This is a genomic window from Sulfuricella sp. T08, from assembly GCF_000971475.1.
Lineage (GTDB): Bacteria > Pseudomonadota > Gammaproteobacteria > Burkholderiales > Sulfuricellaceae > Sulfuricella.
In genome coordinates this window covers 85,403-105,347 of record NZ_DF967522.1, presented here as the reverse complement: position 1 = coordinate 105,347, position 19,945 = coordinate 85,403, and the positions used below count along the sequence as shown (strand labels likewise).

General features: G+C 50.8%; 20 protein-coding genes. All 20 read left to right on the top strand.

Features of this window, described 5'->3' with window-relative positions:
• Positions 1-14 precede the first annotated feature (14 nt).
• Positions 15-785: a glucose-1-phosphate cytidylyltransferase gene (gene rfbF, locus SCT_RS00905; protein WP_059417854.1), complete on the top strand. Its 771-nt coding sequence runs from the start codon at positions 15-17 to the stop codon at positions 783-785.
• Positions 749-1,849, top strand: a complete 1,101-nt coding sequence (rfbG, locus tag SCT_RS00900) for a CDP-glucose 4,6-dehydratase (RefSeq protein ID WP_237759540.1) — start codon at positions 749-751, stop codon at positions 1,847-1,849. Before rfbF ends, rfbG begins: the two co-directional genes overlap by 37 nt.
• A 2-nt stretch (positions 1,850-1,851) precedes the next feature.
• Positions 1,852-2,415: a dTDP-4-dehydrorhamnose 3,5-epimerase gene (gene rfbC, locus SCT_RS00895; RefSeq protein ID WP_059417850.1), complete on the top strand. Its 564-nt coding sequence runs from the start codon at positions 1,852-1,854 to the stop codon at positions 2,413-2,415.
• Positions 2,412-3,638, top strand: coding sequence for a class I SAM-dependent methyltransferase (locus SCT_RS00890; RefSeq protein WP_059417848.1), 1,227 nt, complete (start codon positions 2,412-2,414; stop codon positions 3,636-3,638). Before rfbC ends, SCT_RS00890 begins: the two co-directional genes overlap by 4 nt.
• Before the next feature lie 27 nt (positions 3,639-3,665).
• A complete protein-coding gene (locus SCT_RS00885) occupies positions 3,666-4,211 on the top strand; it encodes an ORF6N domain-containing protein (RefSeq protein WP_059417845.1) in 546 nt (181 codons plus the stop codon).
• A gap of 119 nt (positions 4,212-4,330) precedes the next feature.
• On the top strand, positions 4,331-5,191 hold the full coding sequence (locus tag SCT_RS00880; protein WP_202812092.1) for an NAD(P)-dependent oxidoreductase: 861 nt from the start codon (positions 4,331-4,333) through the stop codon (positions 5,189-5,191).
• Positions 5,188-6,252 (top strand): class I SAM-dependent methyltransferase, encoded by a 1,065-nt coding sequence (locus SCT_RS00875; RefSeq protein WP_059417843.1) that lies wholly within the window; start codon positions 5,188-5,190, stop codon positions 6,250-6,252. The genes SCT_RS00880 and SCT_RS00875 overlap by 4 nt, the downstream gene beginning before the upstream one ends.
• A complete protein-coding gene (locus SCT_RS00870; RefSeq protein WP_059417841.1) occupies positions 6,242-6,976 on the top strand; it encodes a cephalosporin hydroxylase family protein in 735 nt (244 codons plus the stop codon). Before SCT_RS00875 ends, SCT_RS00870 begins: the two co-directional genes overlap by 11 nt.
• A gap of 30 nt (positions 6,977-7,006) precedes the next feature.
• Positions 7,007-8,494 (top strand): oligosaccharide flippase family protein, encoded by a 1,488-nt coding sequence (locus SCT_RS00865; protein WP_059417839.1) that lies wholly within the window; start codon positions 7,007-7,009, stop codon positions 8,492-8,494.
• Positions 8,495-9,415: a glycosyltransferase family 2 protein gene (locus tag SCT_RS00860; RefSeq protein WP_059417837.1), complete on the top strand. Its 921-nt coding sequence runs from the start codon at positions 8,495-8,497 to the stop codon at positions 9,413-9,415. It abuts the gene before it with no gap.
• A 150-nt stretch (positions 9,416-9,565) separates the two neighbouring features.
• Positions 9,566-10,792 (top strand): oligosaccharide repeat unit polymerase, encoded by a 1,227-nt coding sequence (locus tag SCT_RS00855; RefSeq protein WP_059417835.1) that lies wholly within the window; start codon positions 9,566-9,568, stop codon positions 10,790-10,792.
• Complete coding sequence (locus SCT_RS00850; protein ID WP_059417834.1) at positions 10,789-12,003, top strand: glycosyltransferase family 4 protein; 1,215 nt, start codon at positions 10,789-10,791, stop codon at positions 12,001-12,003. Before SCT_RS00855 ends, SCT_RS00850 begins: the two co-directional genes overlap by 4 nt.
• 179 nt (positions 12,004-12,182) lie before the next feature.
• Positions 12,183-13,343 carry a glycosyltransferase gene (locus SCT_RS00845; protein ID WP_059417832.1) on the top strand — a complete coding sequence of 387 codons (1,161 nt, stop codon included), beginning with the start codon at positions 12,183-12,185 and terminating at the stop codon, positions 13,341-13,343.
• Positions 13,344-13,353: 10 nt separating this feature from the next.
• Positions 13,354-14,583 carry a glycosyltransferase family 4 protein gene (locus tag SCT_RS00840; protein WP_059418261.1) on the top strand — a complete coding sequence of 410 codons (1,230 nt, stop codon included), beginning with the start codon at positions 13,354-13,356 and terminating at the stop codon, positions 14,581-14,583.
• Between the two features lie 11 nt (positions 14,584-14,594).
• Entirely contained in the window at positions 14,595-15,434 is an 840-nt protein-coding gene (locus SCT_RS00835; RefSeq protein ID WP_237759539.1) for an SDR family oxidoreductase, read from the top strand.
• Between the two features lie 14 nt (positions 15,435-15,448).
• Complete coding sequence (locus tag SCT_RS00830; RefSeq protein WP_059417828.1) at positions 15,449-16,459, top strand: polysaccharide biosynthesis protein; 1,011 nt, start codon at positions 15,449-15,451, stop codon at positions 16,457-16,459.
• The gene (gene wecB / locus SCT_RS00825; RefSeq protein WP_059417826.1) at positions 16,452-17,582 is read left to right on the top strand and encodes a non-hydrolyzing UDP-N-acetylglucosamine 2-epimerase; all 1,131 of its coding nucleotides are present in this window, start codon (positions 16,452-16,454) and stop codon (positions 17,580-17,582) included. The genes SCT_RS00830 and wecB overlap by 8 nt, the downstream gene beginning before the upstream one ends.
• A 31-nt stretch (positions 17,583-17,613) precedes the next feature.
• A complete protein-coding gene (locus SCT_RS00820; RefSeq protein WP_059417825.1) occupies positions 17,614-18,048 on the top strand; it encodes a hypothetical protein in 435 nt (144 codons plus the stop codon).
• Between the two features lie 14 nt (positions 18,049-18,062).
• Complete coding sequence (locus SCT_RS00815; protein WP_059417823.1) at positions 18,063-18,623, top strand: sugar transferase; 561 nt, start codon at positions 18,063-18,065, stop codon at positions 18,621-18,623.
• 168 nt (positions 18,624-18,791) lie between these two features.
• The coding region (locus tag SCT_RS00810) for a polysaccharide biosynthesis protein (protein ID WP_237759538.1) at positions 18,792-19,945 on the top strand (1,154 nt) is incomplete at its 3' end.

The following is a 19,945-nucleotide window of genomic DNA, read 5'->3' as shown; positions in this document are numbered from 1 at the left end:
TGAATGAATAGGTTATGAAAGCAGTTATTCTTGCTGGTGGGCTCGGAACGCGTATTAGCGAAGAGACTTCGGTACGGCCAAAACCCATGGTCGAAATTGGTGGCAAACCGATTCTTTGGCACATTATGAAAACTTACTCCAGCCATGGCGTCAATGACTTTATCATTTGCCTTGGTTACAAGGGGTACTTGATCAAAGAATACTTTGCCAACTACTTCCTGCACATGTCGGACGTCACTTTCGATATGGCGCACAACAAGATGGAAGTGCATCAACGAAATGCCGAGCCGTGGCGGGTGACATTGGTGGATACAGGCGAAAACACTTTGACCGGCGGCCGTATCAAACGCGTTGCCGCATATCTGGATGAGGGGGAAGATTTTTGTTGTACCTATGGCGATGGCGTGGGCGATGTGGATATTACCCGACTGCTGGAGTTTCATCGCAGCCAGGGCACTCTCGCCACACTGACAGCCACTCAGCCACCCGGCCGTTTCGGGGCCTTGGGCCTTAATGGGCATCAAGTAACCAGCTTCCAGGAGAAGCCTCATGGCGATGGCGGCTGGATCAATGGCGGTTTCTTTGTGCTCTCGCCCAAGGTGCTGGATTACATCGAAGGTGACCAGACTATCTGGGAGCGCGATCCAATGGAAAGACTGGCCGCAGAGGGCCAGATGTCCGCCTATCTCCATCATGGCTTCTGGCAGCCGATGGATACCCTGCGTGACAAGAATCACCTGGAAGAACTATGGGAAAGCGGAAAGGCGCCATGGAAAATATGGTGATCGACGATACATTCTGGGCAGGGAGAAGGGTTTTCCTCACCGGCCATACCGGCTTCAAGGGGGGATGGCTGGCGCTATGGTTGCAGCGGCTTGGAGCTGAGGTGCATGGATTTTCGTTGGTACCACCCACTACCCCCAGTTTTTTCGAGACCGCACAAGTCGCAAAGACGCTGGCAAGCGATACTCGGGGCGACATTCGGGATTATCCTGCTTTTGAAGGCGCGCTTAAAAAAGCGAATCCGGAAGTCATCTTCCATCTGGCCGCCCAACCCCTCGTCCGAGCCTCATACCGTGAACCGCTGGAAACTCTCGCAACCAACGTCATGGGCACCGCCCACCTGCTTCAAGCCGCCCGGCAAGTCGATGGGTTGCGGGCCATTGTCGTCATCACCACGGACAAATGCTACGAAAACCGCGAATGGGTGTATCCCTACCGCGAGAATGACCCTCTTGGCGGCCATGATCCCTACAGCGCAAGCAAGGCATGCGCTGAAATTGTGGCAGCCTCCTATCGAGCTAGTTTCTTCGGCAAAGAGAGTGCCGCTGCGGTTGCCACCGCCCGTGCCGGTAATGTTATCGGCGGGGGGGACTGGGCCGAAGATCGCCTTGTCCCGGATTGCATCCGGGCTTTCAGCCGTGGTCAGAGCGTAGAGTTGCGCTATCCAGAGGCCGTGCGTCCTTGGCAACACGTTCTTGAACCGCTCTCCGGCTACCTGATGTTGGCGGAAGCGTTATGTGGAGAATCTGCACCCTACTACGCAGAAGCCTGGAACTTCGGGCCAGACGCAAGCGGAGATGCCACGGTAGGGGAAATCGCCCAACGAGTGGCCGGGTTCTGGGGCAACGGCAAAGTTATTCTGCCGACCTCCCATAATCAACCCCATGAGGCCGGACTGCTGCGCCTGGACATTACCAAGGCGCGAAGTCATCTGCACTGGAACCCCCGCTGGTCGATTGACCGCGCGCTGGAAGAAACCGTTTCCTGGTACAAGGCCTGGCATTCCGGTAAAGACATGTATGCCTATACCCTTGCTCAAATTGACACCTTCAACGGTGGGTTTTAAACATGTCATCTCGCTTTGATTTTTTGTCTACGCCTCTGGCTGCCCTGACAGTCATCCTTCGGCGACCGTATGAAGATGCTCGTGGTTCATTTGCCCGCTTATTTTGTGCAGAAGAATTTCGGGAAATCGGTTTGTCCAAACCCATTGCACAGATCAACCATTCCGTCACCCGCCAAAAAGGAGCTGTGCGCGGCCTGCATTTCCAGTATGCGCCCCACGCGGAAACCAAGATTGTTTCTTGCCTCAAGGGCAAAATTTTTGATGTGGCGGTGGATCTTCGCCCGGATTCCCCGACCTTCCTTCACTGGCATGGTGAAATCCTCTCCGCGGATAACCGCCAAGCCCTATGCATCCCGGAGGGGTTCGCCCACGGATTTCAGACTCTGGAAGAGGATTCCGAATTGCTTTACTTTCATACTGATTACTATGACCCAACTGCAGAAGGTGCGTTAAACGTGACCGACCCTCGGCTTGGAATTGCCTGGCCGCTGCCCATCACCGAACTGTCTGAGCGCGATCGTACTCATCCCTTCATTGGCTCGGAATTCGTGGGGGTGTGCTTATGAAATGCCGTCACTGTGGCGCCGAACTTGTCTTGCCGCTTATCGACCTTGGCAGCGCGCCGCCCTCCAATGCCTACCTGACTGAGCAGACCTTGCATGCCCCGGAAAAGTATTTTCCCTTGCGAGTGCTGGCCTGTACTGAATGTTGGCTGGTGCAAACAGAGGATTATGCAGGAGCGGATGAACTTTTTTCTGCCGACTATGCGTATTTCAGCTCCTTCTCGACGACCTGGCTCAAGCATGCCGAGCAATATGTTACAGACATGGTGCAGCGCTTCAGTTTGGACGCGACCTCACATATTGTCGAGGTAGCGGCAAATGATGGTTACTTATTACAATATGCCAAGGCGCGTGGTATTCCTTGCCTGGGAGTGGAGCCAACCACGAGCACAGCCAACGCAGCACGCGCTAAAGGCATTGAAATTGTTGAAGAGTTCTTTGGCGTTCGTCTCGCCCGCGACCTTGTGATTCAAGGAAAGCAGGCTGATCTGACAGCTGCCAACAATGTGCTTGCCCACGTGCCGGATATAAATGATTTCGTTGCTGGTTTCGCCACACTCCTCAAACCGACCGGGGTGTCTACTTTCGAATTTCCGCACTTGCTACGCCTGGTGTCCGAAAATCAGTTCGATACCATCTACCACGAGCACTACTCCTACCTTTCATTGACGGCGGTGAAGCGCATCTTCGAGCACAACGGGTTGAGCGTATTCGATGTGGAGGAGTTGCCCACCCACGGCGGCAGCTTGCGTGTTTATGCGCAACGTGCGGACCTGGGGGTGCGAGTAGCCAGTCCGAATGTGGCCGCGATATTGGCGCGCGAAGCCGCGGCAGGCATGGCCTCAGCAGAGTTTTACGCCGGCTTCCAAACCAGGGCGAATCAGGTTAAGAACGACTTTCTGGTCTTCTTGATTGAAGCCAAGCGAGCAGGCAAAACCGTGGCCGGATATGGCGCTGCGGCTAAGGGCAACACCTTGCTTAATTACGCTGGCGTGCGCCCTGATTTATTCCCTTATGTCGTGGATCGCAACCCCGCCAAGCAAGAGAAATTCTTGCCCGGCTGCCGTATTCCGATTGTTGCTGAAGCGCATTTAAAGCGAACTCGACCGGACTACGTGGTGATTCTGCCTTGGAACCTGCGGGGTGAAGTCATGGAGCAATTGGCCTATATTCGCGAATGGGGCGGACAATTCGTGACGGCAGTGCCGAATATTAAAATTGCTTAAAGCAGAGACCACAGAGGATGACTTGATATGAGTGATCTAGTAAAAATCGAGAACCTAAAAAATCTGATTATCGAGGTAAGAGAGAAAACTGTTTTACTCGATACCGATGTGGCAGTGATTTATGGGGTTGAGACGAAAAGAATCAACGAGGCCGTAAAAAACAACCCCGATAAATTTCCGCTGGATTATATGTTCGAGCTTAATGAGGCGGAGTTTGCAGATTTGCGGTCGAAATTTTCGACCGCAAAATTTACAAAAACGAGAGTTCCACCTAAAGCCTTCACTGAAAAAGGCTTGTACATGATCGCCACAATACTAAAGAGTAAGCAAGCCATAGAGGCAACATTTTCCATCATAGAGACCTTCTCTAAAATCAGAGAGTTGTCCAGAAGCATAAAAGAGTTATCAACCGTTCAAGACAAAGCCGAGCAGAAATCACTCATGCAAAAAAGCGGCGAGCTAATCGCTGAAATTTTCGATGACGACTTGCAAACGAGCGACACAGAAACATCGATCGAACTGAACTTCGCTGTTTTGAAATTCAAGCACACGATAAAGAAGAAAAATAAATGATGAAAATCTGCGCCTTAAGGAACGCCTACGAAATAACTTTCCCGTTCGTGGTGAGCTTGTCGAACCATGAGCGGCCCTTCGACAGCCTCAGGGCGAACGTAGGGGGTGAGTAAAAGGAAGTGAATCTCAAATTCCCCTTGAAAATTGCCGTTACCGGCGCCAGCGGCTTCATCGGGCGTTACGTGCTGGAAGAACTTGAGCGACATCAGGTTGAGGTCGTCGCCGTAACTCGTGATGCAACCCGCCTGGCGGGGTTGGGTATGGCGGGTCGTATTGTTGAGATGGACATTGCCGCTCTTGGCGCGAACTGCTTTGATCGACTTGGCAGGCCAGATGTATTGATCCACCTCGCTTGGGACGGTTTGCCAAATTACAAATCGCTGCATCACTTCGAAACCGAGCTGCCACGGCAATTTCGTTTTCTCAAGGCTATGGTCGAGGCGGGGTTGCCGTCATTATTGGTAACGGGCACTTGCTTCGAATACGGCATGCAGTCCGGCCCGCTGGTGGAAGAATTGGTGACGCTGCCCGGTAATCCTTATGGTTATGCCAAGGATGCTTTGCGGCGTCAATTGGAATTTTTAAAGTCTGTCAAACCATTTAACTTAACCTGGGCAAGGCTTTTCTATATGTATGGGGAGGGGCAGCCAAAGCATTCTCTCTATCCACAACTCAAGGACGCAGTATTGCGTGGGGAGAGAGTATTCAATATGTCAGGCGGCGAACAATTGCGTGACTACCTCCCTGTTGAAGATGTTGCCCGCCAGATTGCGCGTTTGGCGTTAGCGAAATGCAATGTCGGGCCAATCAATATTTGTTCGGGGAAGCCAGTCTCAGTGCGCAAACTGGTAGAGCAATGGCTGTTGGAAAATAACTGGGAAATGGAGCTCAATCTTGGCTATTATCCTTACCCCGACTACGAGCCCCTGGCCTTCTGGGGCGATCGGCATCGTTTGGATTCCATTCTGGAAGAGCAATGAAATATCGTGAGTTATTCAAGGTAGAGGAGCTGCCGGTTTTCCAGAACAAGATGTTTCCTGACCAGATGTCGGCACTGGTCTGCCCTAAAGGGGATATGACACTGGTTCAGGATCTGGATACAGGCTTGGTCTTCAATGCCTCATTTGATGCCGGCCTGCTCGAATACGATGCGGACTACCAAAATGAACAGGCCTGTTCAGAAGTCTTTCAGAAGCACCTGGAAGATGTGAAGGAGATTATCCGGCGGCATTTTTCCGGAAAATCCCTCATAGAGGTGGGTTGCGGCAAGGGCTATTTTCTTGAATATCTGCACCAGGCAGGTTATGAGATCACCGGGATTGACCCGGCCTACGAGGGCGAGAATCCAAAAGTAATTAAAGCGCGTTTTGAGGCAAGCCTAGGAATGTCCGCTGAAGGCATTGTTTTACGGCATGTCCTGGAGCATATTTCAAACCCGCTTGCTTTCCTTTTCGCGATTGCGCAGGCAAACGGGGGGAAGGGGCAAATCTATATCGAAGTGCCCTGCCTTGAGTGGATCTGCGAACACCGAGCATGGTTCGATATTTTTTATGAGCATGTAAATTATTTTCGCCTCGCAGACTTTCACCGTATGTTTGGTAAGGTTCACGAGGGCGGGCATGTTTTTGGTGGCCAATACCTGTATGTCGTCGCGGAATTGGCTACTTTGCAAAAGCCCATGTTCGACCCCCGTGATGTTTTTGCATTCCCAACTGACTTTTTGGCTGACATTGCGCACGTAGCCGCAATGGCCAAAGGAAAGCGAAATGCAATCTGGGGTGGCGCTTCCAAAGGCGTGATATTCGCACTATACATGCAGCGTGCCGGAGTAAATGTTGACCTGGTAATTGACATTAATCCGGCCAAACAAGCCAAATTCATGGCGGGCAGCGGGCTAAAAATATCCTCGCCAAAGGAGGGTTTGAAGGCATTGCAAGGAGGTGATAACGTCTTCGTAATGAACTCCAATTACCTCCAGGAAATTGTTGCACTAACAAACAACCAATTTAATTACATTCAGGTGGACCGCCATGAGCTTTGAAAAAGAAGTAAAAGAACGAGTTAATGCTATTGGGCAAAATGAAAAATTAAAATCCTGCGCCCATAATTTTCTGGAGGCATCGCTACAGCCACAATATTCGTACAATTTCTCCTGGTTGGGCAGGCCGATTATTCAATATCCCCAAGACATGATTGCCATACAGGAAATCATCTGGGAAATAAAGCCCGATCTTATTATTGAGACCGGCATCGCGCACGGCGGCTCCCTGATCTTCTCTGCGGCAATGCTGGAACTGGTTGCCGCTTGTACAGGCAGCGAAGGAGAAGTGCTCGGTATCGACATTGATATACGCCCACATAACCGCAAGGCCATTGAAGAACACCCAATGTACAAGCGCATCAGTATGCTTGAGGGTTCGAGCATTGCCCAGGAGATTGTTGCCCAAGTCGTTGAAAAAGCAAAAGGCAAAAAACGCGTTCTTGTTTGTCTTGATTCCAATCATACCCATGACCATGTACTCGCAGAGTTGGAAGCTTATGCAGCGCTGACTACGGTTGGAAGTTATTGTGTGGTGTTTGACACGGTAGTGGAAGATATGCCGAAGGAGTTGGCCGGGAATCGTCCGTGGGGGCCGGGGAATAATCCTAAAACTGCGGTGTTCGAATATTTGAAAACACACCCGGAATTTGAAATTGACCGGGATATTCAGAACAAGATTTTGATTACGGTTGCGCCAGATGGCTATTTGAAGCGGGTTCGCTAAGCCCATTTGTCGGGTGCAACCTCAACCTGAATGTCGCTGAAGAAAAACGTCCTCGCCAATTACCTCGGTCAGGGGTGGTCAGCCCTGATGGGCCTCGCCTTTGTGCCTCTGTATATTAAATATCTTGGTATGGAGGCATATGGGCTGATAGGTGTGTTTGCCATCTTGCAGGCATGGCTATCCTTGCTGGATATGGGCATGACTCCTACCCTGAGCAGGGAAATGGCGCGTTATACGGCTGGTGCTCATACCGCCCAATCTATACGCGATCTATTGCGCAGCTTGGAAGTAATTTGCCTTGCAATAGCAATGTTAATCGTGATAGTGGTTTGGCTCTCTGCTACTTGGTTTTCGGTCAATTGGCTACAGGCGGAAAAACTGCCCGTTGAAGAGGTTGCCCAAGCGATCGCAATTATTGGCTTTGTCGTTGCATTACGCTTTGTGGAAAGCCTCTACCGTGGGGCGATTTTAGGCTTGCAAAAGCAGGTGTGGCTAAGTGCAGTTGGTTCGGGGCTAGCTACATTGCGTGGGGGTGGTGCGGTTTGCGTACTGGTGTGGGTGAAGCCAAGTATTGAAGCGTTCTTTATTTGGCAGGGCCTGGTGTCAGTGATAACTATTTTGGCTTTTGTTTTTGCTGTGTATCGTTATTTGCCGCCCTCAGTTCAGGCGGCGAAATTCTCATGGCTTCAATTGAAAAACATTTGGCGATTCGCAGGTGGAATGATGGCAACCACCCTGCTGGTATTGCTGTTGATGCAGGTAGATAAAATCATTCTTTCTCGTATGTTGAGCCTGGAAATGTTCGGCTATTACACCTTGGCTGGAACCGCTGCAGCAGTGCTCTCCCTGCTAACTATACCAATTACTCAAGCCTATTATCCCCGCTTTACCGAATTGGTGGCTAAAGGAGACACTGGGGGACTGATCAAAATTTACCACCAAAGCGCACAGCTTATTAGTGTACTCATCGTACCTGCTGCGCTCATTTTGGTGTTCTTTGGCGAAAAAATTCTGTTGCTGTGGACAGGTAATGCAGTCTTGGCAGATAAAACTGCCCCATTACTTGTTTTATTGGCATTGGGAATGATGCTCAATAGCCTGATGGGCATCCCTTACATGCTCACCCTTGCTTATGGTTGGCCGGGGTTTGCTGTGCGCCAGAATTTTGTTGCAGTCATCATATTGATACCTGCCATTCTTTGGGCAACCCCACGCTATGGAGCAATTGGGGCGGCTTGGATATGGGTGATACTTAATGCCGGCTATGTGTTGATAGCTGCACATTATTTATATCGGCGGCTATTAAAATCAGAGAAATGGCATTGGTATCTATATGATGTTGTTTACCCTACATTGGGTGCATTGATTATGGCAATCATTTTTTGGTTGATTTGGCCTCATTCCATGTCGGAATTGACAGAGTGGATTTGGCTTTTAGTGGTTGGATGTGCAATGGTTTTTTCCGCCAGTTTTTCTGCACCCATATTGCGCAACCGACTTCTTAAAAGGCTTGGTTAAGTGAATCAAGTAGAACCATTGGTAAGCGTCTGTATCCCGACTTACAATCGTGCAAAAAAGCTTGAGCGCGCAGTTCAGTCGTTAGTGAAAAGCGGCTATAAGAACCTGGAGATAATAATTTCAGACAATGCCTCGTCCGATGAAACACAGCGTGTTTGCAGTGCTTTGCGTGCATCCGACAGTCGAGTGAAGTACTTCCGGCATGCCGAAAATCAGGGGCCGACCGAGAACTTTAAATTCGCTAAAAATCAGGCTACCGGGAAATATTTTTTGTGGCATGGCGACGACGATTATCTCGATCCTGATTACATTAGAACATGTGTTGATGAGCTGGAACGAGATCCATCGCTGGTACTCGTGTCAGGCCTTGCTGCTTATCACGGTGGTGACAATGCGCTCACCCACTATGGCAACGTGATCCAATCTGATTCGGATTTACCGTTGATGCGAGTACTAAAATATCTCTGGCTCGTAGGCGATAATTCCATATTCTGTGGCGCTTATCGTGTCGATCGAGTTAGGGACTGCAGGATGCCGAATTGTCTGGCAGGGGACTGGGTATGGATGGCTAGTGTTCTTCTCAGAGGAAAAGCCAAGATTGTTCCTGCTGTTCATGTCCATAGAGATTTCGAGGATAGTACGTCGTCTTCTATTGCACGCATCGTTTCTGTCATTGGAGCGCCGCGTTGGCATGCCAGATTTCCCTGGATTGCCCAGAGCCTGAATGTTGCCAATCAACTGATTTTTCAGTCGAACGAATATAAAGTGGCATCATTGACTAGAAAAATAAGTAATTATATGTTGATTTATGGTGTTCTCGTTGTAAAGGGTTTAATAATGAATTTGCGCATACTTGGAGCGAAGATACCCTTTGTTAGAAAGATATATAGGGAATATTTCAAGAAACCCTTGGTCGGATAGGGTTTGTTTGCTCTTTTGAAATGGTGAATTAAAATTATAATTTTATTTGGGGCATTATTTTTTCTGGCCACGCTGGCTGGGATTCTCTTAGGCAGGCGTAACGCTGGGGTACTATCGTGGGGTTGTTTAGTCCCTGCCTACTTCTTGTTCATGTTGCTTATTTTTCCTTTGATCAATTATGTCAGCGGCAGCTATGAATATTATATTGTCGTGCCGACGGAAGAAGATATCGAACGACTCTACATATTGTGTACTCTTGGGATCGTGACTTTTGTCGTAACTTATGTTTTGACAAGTCTAAATAGGACTTTCGTTATCATGCGAAACGTATCGGAGAGGTATTCTCGCTTTGTGGCATTGGTTTTTTCCCATAAGCCAAGTGTTTTGTTTTTTATATTTTTGGCTTCAGTAGCCACGCTGTGGTCGATGGCTTACGGCTACTTTGGCCTAACCAATCGAGATTCCGCTGAAGTAGGTTCTGCTGGAGGTGTAATTAGTATAATTTCTTCCCTGCTTGCCTATGTGAATATCATTCTATGGTCGATTTTTTTTCAAAGTGGCAGAAAGGAAAGATCCCTGGCTTTGCCCGGGTTATCGTTATTCCTGTTATTGTTATTTGCCCTCTTTGCGAACTCTAAAGGGGCACTTCTTTTTCCATTTATTCAAGTTGTTCTTGCATATTATTTTGTTCGAAACAGAGTGCCTGTCGTAGCTATTTTCGTTCTAGCTGTTTTTTTCTTCGGTTTCGCATACCCGGTTGTTCAAGGGTTTAGATATGCGGTCTATTTTGATCTTTCGGACAAAACCCCGTTTTCTTTTCTTCCAGCCTTGTCCGACTATTTCCTTGGTTTTGCTTGGCTCGATCCGGCCGCTACTCCAGACGGAGAGCGGTCGCTTAGTATCGGTCGCGGGCTGTTTTCCTATCTTGCCTATATATTTAAGCAAGCCGGTGACGCCGTACCGTATCTCAACGGCAGCACCTATTACGAGGGTATAGAAACGTTTGTCCCAAGGCTCTTTTGGCCGGATAAAGTGGACATGAGCACTGGACATTGGACCGGCCAGCTGTTTGATCATGTTGCGCTTGACGATCCGATCACTAATGTCTCCCCTACCTATATGGGTGAGTTTTATATGAATAACGGGATTTTTGGACTAGTGATGGGAATGGCATTGCTTGGAGCGTTTGCCAGGCTGATTGATGAGTGGGTCTTCAAGGCATCCGGAAACTGGCTGAAGGTCGTATTTGTTTTGAACATACTTTGGCTCGAGGCGTTTGTTGGAACGACGTTGCTGGTGTTTATAAAGGTGTTTTTAACATTTGTTTTGTGTGTCTATATGCTGTCGATTTTTGCGAAGCGGACAAGCGCGGCATGAAAAGGGTGGCTTTGGTTACTCAAAATTTGTCCTTTGATGGCGGCGTCAAAACAGTTGTGGCGTTTCTACGCGATGTCATTAGATCTTCTGACAGATACGATGCGAAGATTATTTCGTTAGCGTCGAGTTCTTCCGACTCAAATAGTTGCCGCTTGTTCTCTCCTGGGACGTGGTTTAGTGGGGCCTCTGTTACTGAGCATGATTGGCCGCCAGACGAGTACTTTCATGTCGGAGCAAATTTCAGCGAGTTCGAATTCCAACGGTACAAACCCAGGAGGATTCTGTCAGCACTCCTTGCGGATTGCGATGTGATTCAAGTGGTAAGCGGCAGTCCTGCTCTAGGTCTTGCGGTTTCTGGATTAGGTAAGCCCGTGGTTCTACAAGTAGCAACCCGGGCTACCGTCGAACGGCGAATGCAGGAGATTCAAGGGCGTGGATTTGCTGCCGCTTGGCGCCGTCGCATGACGAAGATAACTGACAAACTTGATGACTGCGCGATCCGTCAGGCAGATGCAGTGATGGTGGAAAATCCATGGATGATGGAATATTGCCAAGGTGTGGCGAACGGGTATGGCACCCAGATAAAGTATGCGCCCCCAGGTATCGACACGGGAGTTTTCAGCCCTTCGCCTTCAGGCCGTGTGCTATCGGAAAACTCGCCCTATATCCTATCTGTCGGAAGGATGCAGGATCCGAGAAAGAATATTGGTCTATTACTTGATGCATACCGCCTGCTAACGTACCGCATGCAGGACGCACCACGCCTTGTACTCGCCGGGGCGACCCCGCCCCCGGACAAATTTTGGAAATGCGCCAAGGATTATGGCTTAAATTCAAAAATAGATTTCGTCCATGGGCCCACTTTTCCTGAATTAATCCGACTTTACCAAGAAGCTACTTGCTTCGCACTTCCATCTGACGAAGAGGGATTTGGCATGGTCGTGATCGAATCAATGGGCTGCGCGGTGCCTGTTGTCTCTACACGAAGTGGCGGCCCGGATGGGATTATCGATGATGGCGTAGATGGCTATCTCGTGCCTTTGGGGGACGCGCAAATTTTGGCTGATCGTCTTCAAAGACTGTGTTCTGAACCTGATCTAAATGTTCGCATGGGGAATTTGGCTCGGAAAAAGGTGGAGAATGAATATGACATTAGCGTGGCTGGTGCAAGATTTCTGGAGACTTATGATGAACTGGTGTTTAAGTACTAAGATACCGTGATGATGCAAAATAATATGAAGCAAGCGCATGTTTGTGTGGATTCTTTCGGCGCCATCGCCACTGTGAGTGGCTGATACTCAGCCCCTAATAGTTCCCGATATCACCGCTTACCCTAGAGCTTGGCTTAAGGCTAGACAGAAATTTCAGTAATTATGACCCAAGGAAAAAATTGCAAAACCAACTCCATATAGTTGCAAATACCGCTGTGACCTCCGGCGGTGAGGGGTTGGCGGCACTGCGCTATGCCGAATCCATCGCGCGGGCTGGGTGTGTGGTTACGCTGCTATCGAAAGATATTTCGGATCAGCAAAATTGTGAATCTCAAGGGATGGGAGTGTTGAAGCTACAGGTTGCGCCGACTCGGCATAATTTACTGTTTGAATTGCCTGCTCAATATGGTTTTATTCGGAGATTTTGTGAGCAAAATAAAATTGATCTGATCCATATTCATGGAATGTGGTCTCCATTCTTGGCTGTTGCTGCGCTGGTTGCGCGCAGGATGAGCATCCCCCTTGTTATCTCGCCGCATGGTTGTCTAGAGCCCTGGGCGCTTGGATATAAGATCCGAAAGAAGTGGCTCGCCTTGAAGACCTATCAAGGCGCGGCTCTGCGTTCGGCATCCTTGTTTGTTGCAACAGCGGATCAAGAGGTAAATAGCATTCGACGGTTAGATTTGAGCCAACCTGTTGCGGTAATTCCGAATGGTGTTGATATTGGACTGCCCCCCCGACGTGTTGCGCATGAGGCGGTCAAGACGATTCTCTTTCTCTCCCGCGTTCATCCCAAAAAAGGATTGCTTGATTTGGTTGAGGCTTGGGCGAGAGTGCGCCAATCGGGGTGGCGGATTACTATTGCGGGGGGCGACGAGGAAGGTTATCGCGCCAAGGTAGAGGCTCTGATCCGGGCTAAGGGGCTTCAGTCTGATTTTGAATTTGTCGGCTTTGTTGACGGTGCTCGTAAGCAGGCTTGCTTCGACGCAGCCGACATTTTTGTTTTGCCAACCTATTCCGAGAACTTCGGTATCGCCGTCGCCGAGGCGTTGGCCAACGAATTACCCGTAATCACCACCACTGGTGCACCATGGCGGGATTTGGTGGAACATCGTTGCGGTTGGTGGGTGGAGCCGGGCGTACAGGGAGTGTCTGCCGCGTTGATTGAAGCGCTGGAGAGTGATCCGGAAGAGTTGAGGAGGATGGGGCAGCGTGGGCGCCAGCTCGTAATTGATAAGTACTCTTGGAATAAGATTGGATCCACTGCATTGGAGGTGAGCGAGTGGCTGTTGGATGCATCGCGATCAAAACCTGAAGCCGTCCAAGAATATGGGCAGTGATGACAGGCAAATGAAAATTTTGATTGTCAGTCAGTATTTCTGGCCGGAATGTTTCCGCATCAACGAGGTTGCCAAATCCTTGCTGGGAAAGGGCGTCGTGGTTGAGGTGCTGACGGGTCAGCCGAACTATCCTCGCGGGAAGATATTTTCTGGGTACCGTGCATGGGGATGTCAGCGAGAAACCTATCAAGGCATTAAAATCAATCGCATTCCACTACTGCCAAGGGGGAGGGGTGGATGGCGTTTGGCGTTGAACTACATGTCCTTTGTGGTTTCGGGGTTAGTATTTGCGCCCTGGATGTTGCGTAAAAAGAAATTTGATGTGATCTTCGTCTACGCGCTATCGCCAATACTTCAAGCTATTCCCGCGCTTTTCCTTGGAAGGATAAAGGGATGCCCAGTGGTATTGTGGGTGCAGGATCTATGGCCGGAGAGTTTGTCGGCAACTGGTTATATCCGTAACAAGACTGTGCTCAAACTGGTCGAGCGGGTAGTATGCTTCATCTACCGGCATACCGATCTGCTCTTGGTGCAGTCGAAGGCTTTCGAAGATCCAGTTCGTGTTTTGGCGTCGGGCACTCCTATCGCGTATTACCCGAATTCTGTGGATGACACATTCGCCGTTCCGGCCAAGGGTGAGCTCCCCATGGTTGATGGGCTGGATGAAGGGTTCTCGGTCATGTTCGCCGGCAACATCGGTAGCGCGCAGGCGGTCGAGGTGATTGTGGAGGCGGCCTCGTTACTGGAAGAATATGCGGATATCCATTTTGTCGTACTGGGGGAGGGGAGTCGCTGGGAGTGGATGCGAGAGGAGGTTCGGAATCGTGAACTTAACAACTTGCATCTGCCCGGCAGGTTTCCGGTCGAGACCATGCCCGGTTTCATGCAGAAGGCATCCGCGCTACTGGTGACACTGGCGGATCAGGAGATATTCAAGGCCACTATTCCCAGTAAAGTGCAGGCATACCTGGCTGCGGGACGACCAATCTTGGCATGTCTCAATGGAGAAGGGGCTAACCTGATCACGGAGGCCGGTGCAGGGCTAGCGGTGCCAGCCGAAAACGCGCGAGCCTTGGCGGATGCCATTCTGCAAATGTACCGTATGCCGCCAGAAGAACGGGAGGCGATGGGTACGCGAGGTCGGTTATACTATGCAGAGCATTTTTCGCATGATAGGTTGATCGATCAATTGATCACGCATTTGTGGTCTGAGTGTGGCCATCAAGAGAGAGCCAAATGAGGATATTAGTATTGGGTGCCAGCGGCATGCTCGGAAATGCGATGATCCGGGTGTTGAGTGAGGCGGCCGATTGGCAGGTTCATGGGACGGTTCGTTCGGAGAGTTCGAAGCGGTTCTTTCGTGCCGATATCGCCGAACGATTGCTGTCAGGCATAGATGTCGAACAGTACGACTCGCTGATTCAAGCTATCATTCGAGTTCGTCCGGATGTGGTGATCAATTGTGTAGGCTTGATCAAACAACTGGCTGAAGCGGAAGACCCGCTACAGGTGATACCGATCAATGCGTTGTTGCCACATAGATTGGCCAGATTGTGTGAATTATCAGGCGCGCGGTTGGTGCATATGAGCACGGATTGTGTCTTCGCCGGAGACAAGGGTGGTTATCACGAATCCGACCCATCGGATGCCAAGGACCTTTATGGCAGATCGAAATTCCTCGGAGAAGTGGCTTATCCGCATACCGTTACGCTGCGCACTTCTATCATAGGACATGAGTTGCAAAGTACGCATGGCCTGGTTGGCTGGTTCCTGTCTCAGCAAGGCCGCTGTAAGGGATTTACACGAGCGATATTCTCCGGATTGCCCACCGTTGTTCTGGCGCAGATCGTCCGTGATGTGGTGATTCCGCGCACCAATTTGTCCGGCGTATATCATGTCGCCTCACAGCCCATTTCCAAGTACGATTTGCTAAAGCTCATCACCGATGTGTACGGCAAAATGATTGAAATTACCCCCAGCGATCAGTTGGTAATCGACCGTTCGCTCAATTCGGACCGTTTCCGTGATGCCACGGGTTATGTGGCGCCGAATTGGCAAGAATTGATCGAGTTGATGCACGCATATAAATAGATCTGGATTGAATAATGTTCAAAGACAAAGTATTGATGATCACAGGCGGGACGGGCTCTTTCGGGAACACCGTGCTCAAGCGCTTTCTTTCGACGGAAGTGCGGGAGATTCGCATTTTCAGTCGGGACGAAAAAAAGCAGGAAGAGATGCGCATTGCGCTGAACAACAGCAAGCTGAAGTTTTATATCGGCGACGTCCGTGACTACGATAGCACCTATCAGGCGATGAAAGGCGTGGACTATGTGTTCCACGCGGCGGCGTTGAAACAGGTTCCCTCTTGCGAGTTCTATCCGATGGAGGCGGTACGAACCAATATCATGGGTACAGAAAATGTGATGAACGCGGCGACCGCAAATGGCGTCAAGCGCTTGGTGGTGCTCAGTACGGACAAAGCGGTATATCCCATCAATGCGATGGGCATCTCCAAAGCGATGACGGAGAAACTGATGGTTGCCAAGTCACGCATGCAGATCGAAGGTGAGACGGTATTCTGCGCGACGCGCTACGGAAATGTCATGGCCTCGCGCGGTTCGGTCATTCCCTTGTTCGTGTCACAGCTCAAAGAGGGCAAGCCGTTGACAGTGACCGACCCGAACATGACGCGCTTCTTGATGTCGTTGGAAGATTCCGTGGATCTGGTGCTCTATGCCTACGAGCATGGTCAGCAAGGTGACATTTTCGTGCAGAAGGCGCCAGCCTCGACCGTTGCGGACCTTGCGCAAGCGCTCAAGGAAGTTTTTGAGAAAGACAATGAGGTCCGGATCATTGGTACTCGCCATGGCGAGAAGCTGTATGAATCGCTCATCTCGCGTGAAGAGATGGCGCACGCCAAGGATATGGGCGACTATTACCGCATCCCGGCGGACAACCGCGACCTCAATTACGCAAAGTTCTTCAGCGAGGGTGAGGAAGCGGTCTCACATCAGGATGACTATACCTCGCACAATACCGAGCGCTTGAACGTCGAACAAGTCAAAGCGCTGCTGCTGAAGCTGGATTTCATTCAGGATGAACTTAATGCTTAAAGTCATGACCATCGTCGGGACCCGCCCCGAGCTGATCAAAATGTCGAGGGTGATCGCAGAGTTCGACCTGCACACTAAACACGTTCTGGTGCATACCGGACAAAACTATAATTACGAACTGAACCAGCTGTTCTTCGAAGATCTGGGTATCCGCAAGCCGGATCATTTTCTCGAGGCCGTGGGCGAGAACGCGGCACAGACTATCGCGCGTGTGATCGAAAAATCCGACGGGGTCATGGAAAAAGAGCAACCCGATGCTGTCATGCTGTACGGCGATACCAACTCCTGTCTTGCCGTCATCGCGGCGAAGCGACGCAAGATACCGGTGTTCCATATGGAGGCAGGCAATCGTTGCTTCGATCAACGCGTACCAGAAGAACTGAATCGCAAGGTGCTGGATCATCTGAGCGACATCAATCTAGTGCTGACCGAACACGCGCGCCGTTACCTGATCGCAGAGGGCATTCGTCCCGAGACCATCATCAAGACCGGCTCGCATATGCGCGAGGTGCTGGACTATTACATGCCGAAGATACAGAAGTCGGATGTGTTGGCGCGAATGGGGCTGGAGGCGGACAAATTCTTCCTTGTCAGCGCGCACCGCGAAGAGAATGTGGATACGCCGCAGAACTTGCTGGATATGCTCGAGACGTTGAACGCACTGGCCGAGCAATATGATATTCCTGTGATCGTTTCTACCCACCCTCGTACCAAAAAGCGCTTGGACGCTTTGGAATTGGGAAAGCTCAACCCGCATATCCAGTTCCTCAAGCCTTTCGGATTCTGCGATTACATCAAATTGCAAATGGAGGCACTCTGCGTTGTGTCCGACAGCGGCACCATCACCGAAGAAGGCTCGTTGCTTAACCTGCCAGCGATCACCATTCGTAACGCACATGAGCGCCCCGAGGGCATGGATGTCGGTACTCTCATCATGAGTGGGTTGAAAAAAGAGCGCGTGCTGGATGCGGTAAGGGTGATTATTGCGCAGCACGACAAGCATAAGCGTGTGATGAGGCCAGTGGAAGATTATGAGGCAGGTGCTGTATCCAAGCAGTTGCTGCGCGTCGTGTTGAGCTATACCGATTATGTGAATCGCACGGTGTGGTCAAAATTAACATAACCTCCAATAAGCTTCTCGTAACCGGTGCTTTATGCTGAGCTGGTTGCATAAAGGGTGCCGTTGCCATTCGGCGCAATCCATAACCATCGCAGCCTGGTTGCACTTCGATAATCTGATTGATTTGATTGTTATTTGCCTGGAGCACCCCGCAGCAGCCAATCAGACATTTCTGGTCTCGGATAGGGAAGACCTTTCCACTACTGAGTTGTTACGCCGGATGGTGGCGGCACTCAATGTGCAGGCGCGTTTGATACCAGTGCCCCAGAAATTGCTTGAGATGGGTTTTAAGGCTGTCGGAAAAAGCGATTTGGCCCAACGGCTGTGTGGCTCTTTGCGAGTGGATAATACGAAGGCATGTACAATGCTGGATTGGAAGTCATTGATTTCGGTTGATGAAGGGCTGAGACGGACAGCACAGGGGTTTCGCGCCCTCCTTCGGGCGAGCAATGACGTGGTTGTTTGGTGAACTTCTAGGTTTGCATGAAAAGACTGTTTGATTTGATCGTGGGTACTTGCGCTGCGCTTGTTTTGTTGTTGCCGATTGTGCTGGTGGCGTTGCTGGTCAAGTTGACTTCCAAGGGGCCGGCTCTTTACTGGTCTGACAGGGTGGGGCGTCATAACAAGATTTTTCGTATGCCCAAGTTCCGCACCATGCGGGTGGGTACGCCAGCGGTGGCAACCCATTTGCTTGCAGACCCGGCGGCACACCTTACCCCGATTGGCGGCTTTCTGCGCAAGTCCAGTCTGGATGAATTGCCACAGCTGTGGAGTATTCTCAAAGGCGACATGAGCTTTGTCGGCCCTCGCCCGGCGCTTTTTAATCAGGAAGATCTGATTGCGCTACGCACGCACTACGGCGTGGATGAATTGGTGCCGGGCCTGACTGGCTGGGCGCAGATAAACGGGCGGGATGAGCTGCCGATTACCGAGAAGGTTAAGCTGGATGTGGCGTACTTGCAAAGGCGCTCGCTGGGGTTTGATGGGCTGATTTTGTGGCGGACGTTGATTAAAGTGCTTGCGAGGGATGGGGTGTCGCATTGAACTTCCTGCTGTCCCTTACAGGCTCGGTGGTTTAGTGCGCAGCTTGCTGGCGAATGGGAATGGCCCTTTGACAGTTGGAGTCCGGGTCAAGCCTAGAATGACGGTTTTCAATACAATATTGCTGTCTTATTTACATGAAAGGCAGGCTAGATTCTGAAAATAAAAAATATGAAGCTGTGGTTGGTGGTCGGCCACGATGTGGCGGCAACTTTGCTGGCGTGGGGTCTGGCTTATTGGCTGCGTTTCAACTTCGCTGTTCCCGAGCCCCACATGCAAACAATGTGGAATACGCTTGCTTGGGTCGTTCCTCTGCAGACATTTATTTTCTGGCGCTTTGGGCTTTATCGCGGGGTGTGGCGTTTTGCCAGCTTGCCGGATTTGAAGCGGATTATAGTTGCGGTAGGCGTGGCTGCATTGAGTGCACCGGTGGTGCTGTATATGGTGCATCTTCCGGTTCCAGTGCCGCGCTCGGTGCTGGTGTTGGATCCACTGCTGCTGGTGATGATCGTGGGGGGGAGCCGCTTTGTCTACCGATCATGGAAGGAGCACCACTTGTACCGGTTTGCCGATGTCGAGCGGAATCCGGTTATTGTACTGGGGGCGGGTGATGTGGCCGCGGGACTGGTCAAGGAATTGGCCCGCAGCAAGGAATGGCGGGTGGAGGGGTTGCTGGATGATGATCCCGCGATGGTTGGCCGATTGATCCAGGGGTTGAAGGTGCTGGGGCGGGTAGAAGAGTTGCCGAAGTGGGCGGAGCGGTACGATGTACAAGTTGCGATCATTGCCATGCCTGCGGCTTCGCACCAGGCGCGGCGTCGAGCCGTCGAGTTGTGCGGCTTGGCAGGAGTGAAGCCGATGACGGTGCCGGCGTTCGACGATCTTGCCAGCGGCAGGGTGACGTTGTCTCAGATCCGGCAGGTCGAACTTGACGACTTGTTGGGCCGGGATCCGGTGATGCTGGACGATAAGGGGCTGCATGGGTTACTGGAAGGCCGAACGGTGATGGTAACCGGCGCGGGCGGTTCGATTGGCTCGGAATTGTGTCGTCAGATCGCGCGTTTTGATCCGGCGACGCTGGTGCTGTTCGAGTTGAACGAATTTGTTTTGTATCGCATGGAACAGGAATTTGGGGAGCAATTCCCCAATTTGTGTTTGGTATGCGCCATTGGCGACGTGAAGGACGAGGCACGACTGAATCAAGTCATGAGCCAATACGCCCCCTCCGCTATTTTCCATGCCGCCGCTTACAAGCATGTGCCGCTGATGGAGCAGGAAAATGCCTGGCAGGCGGTGCGCAATAATGTACTTGGTACATACACCGT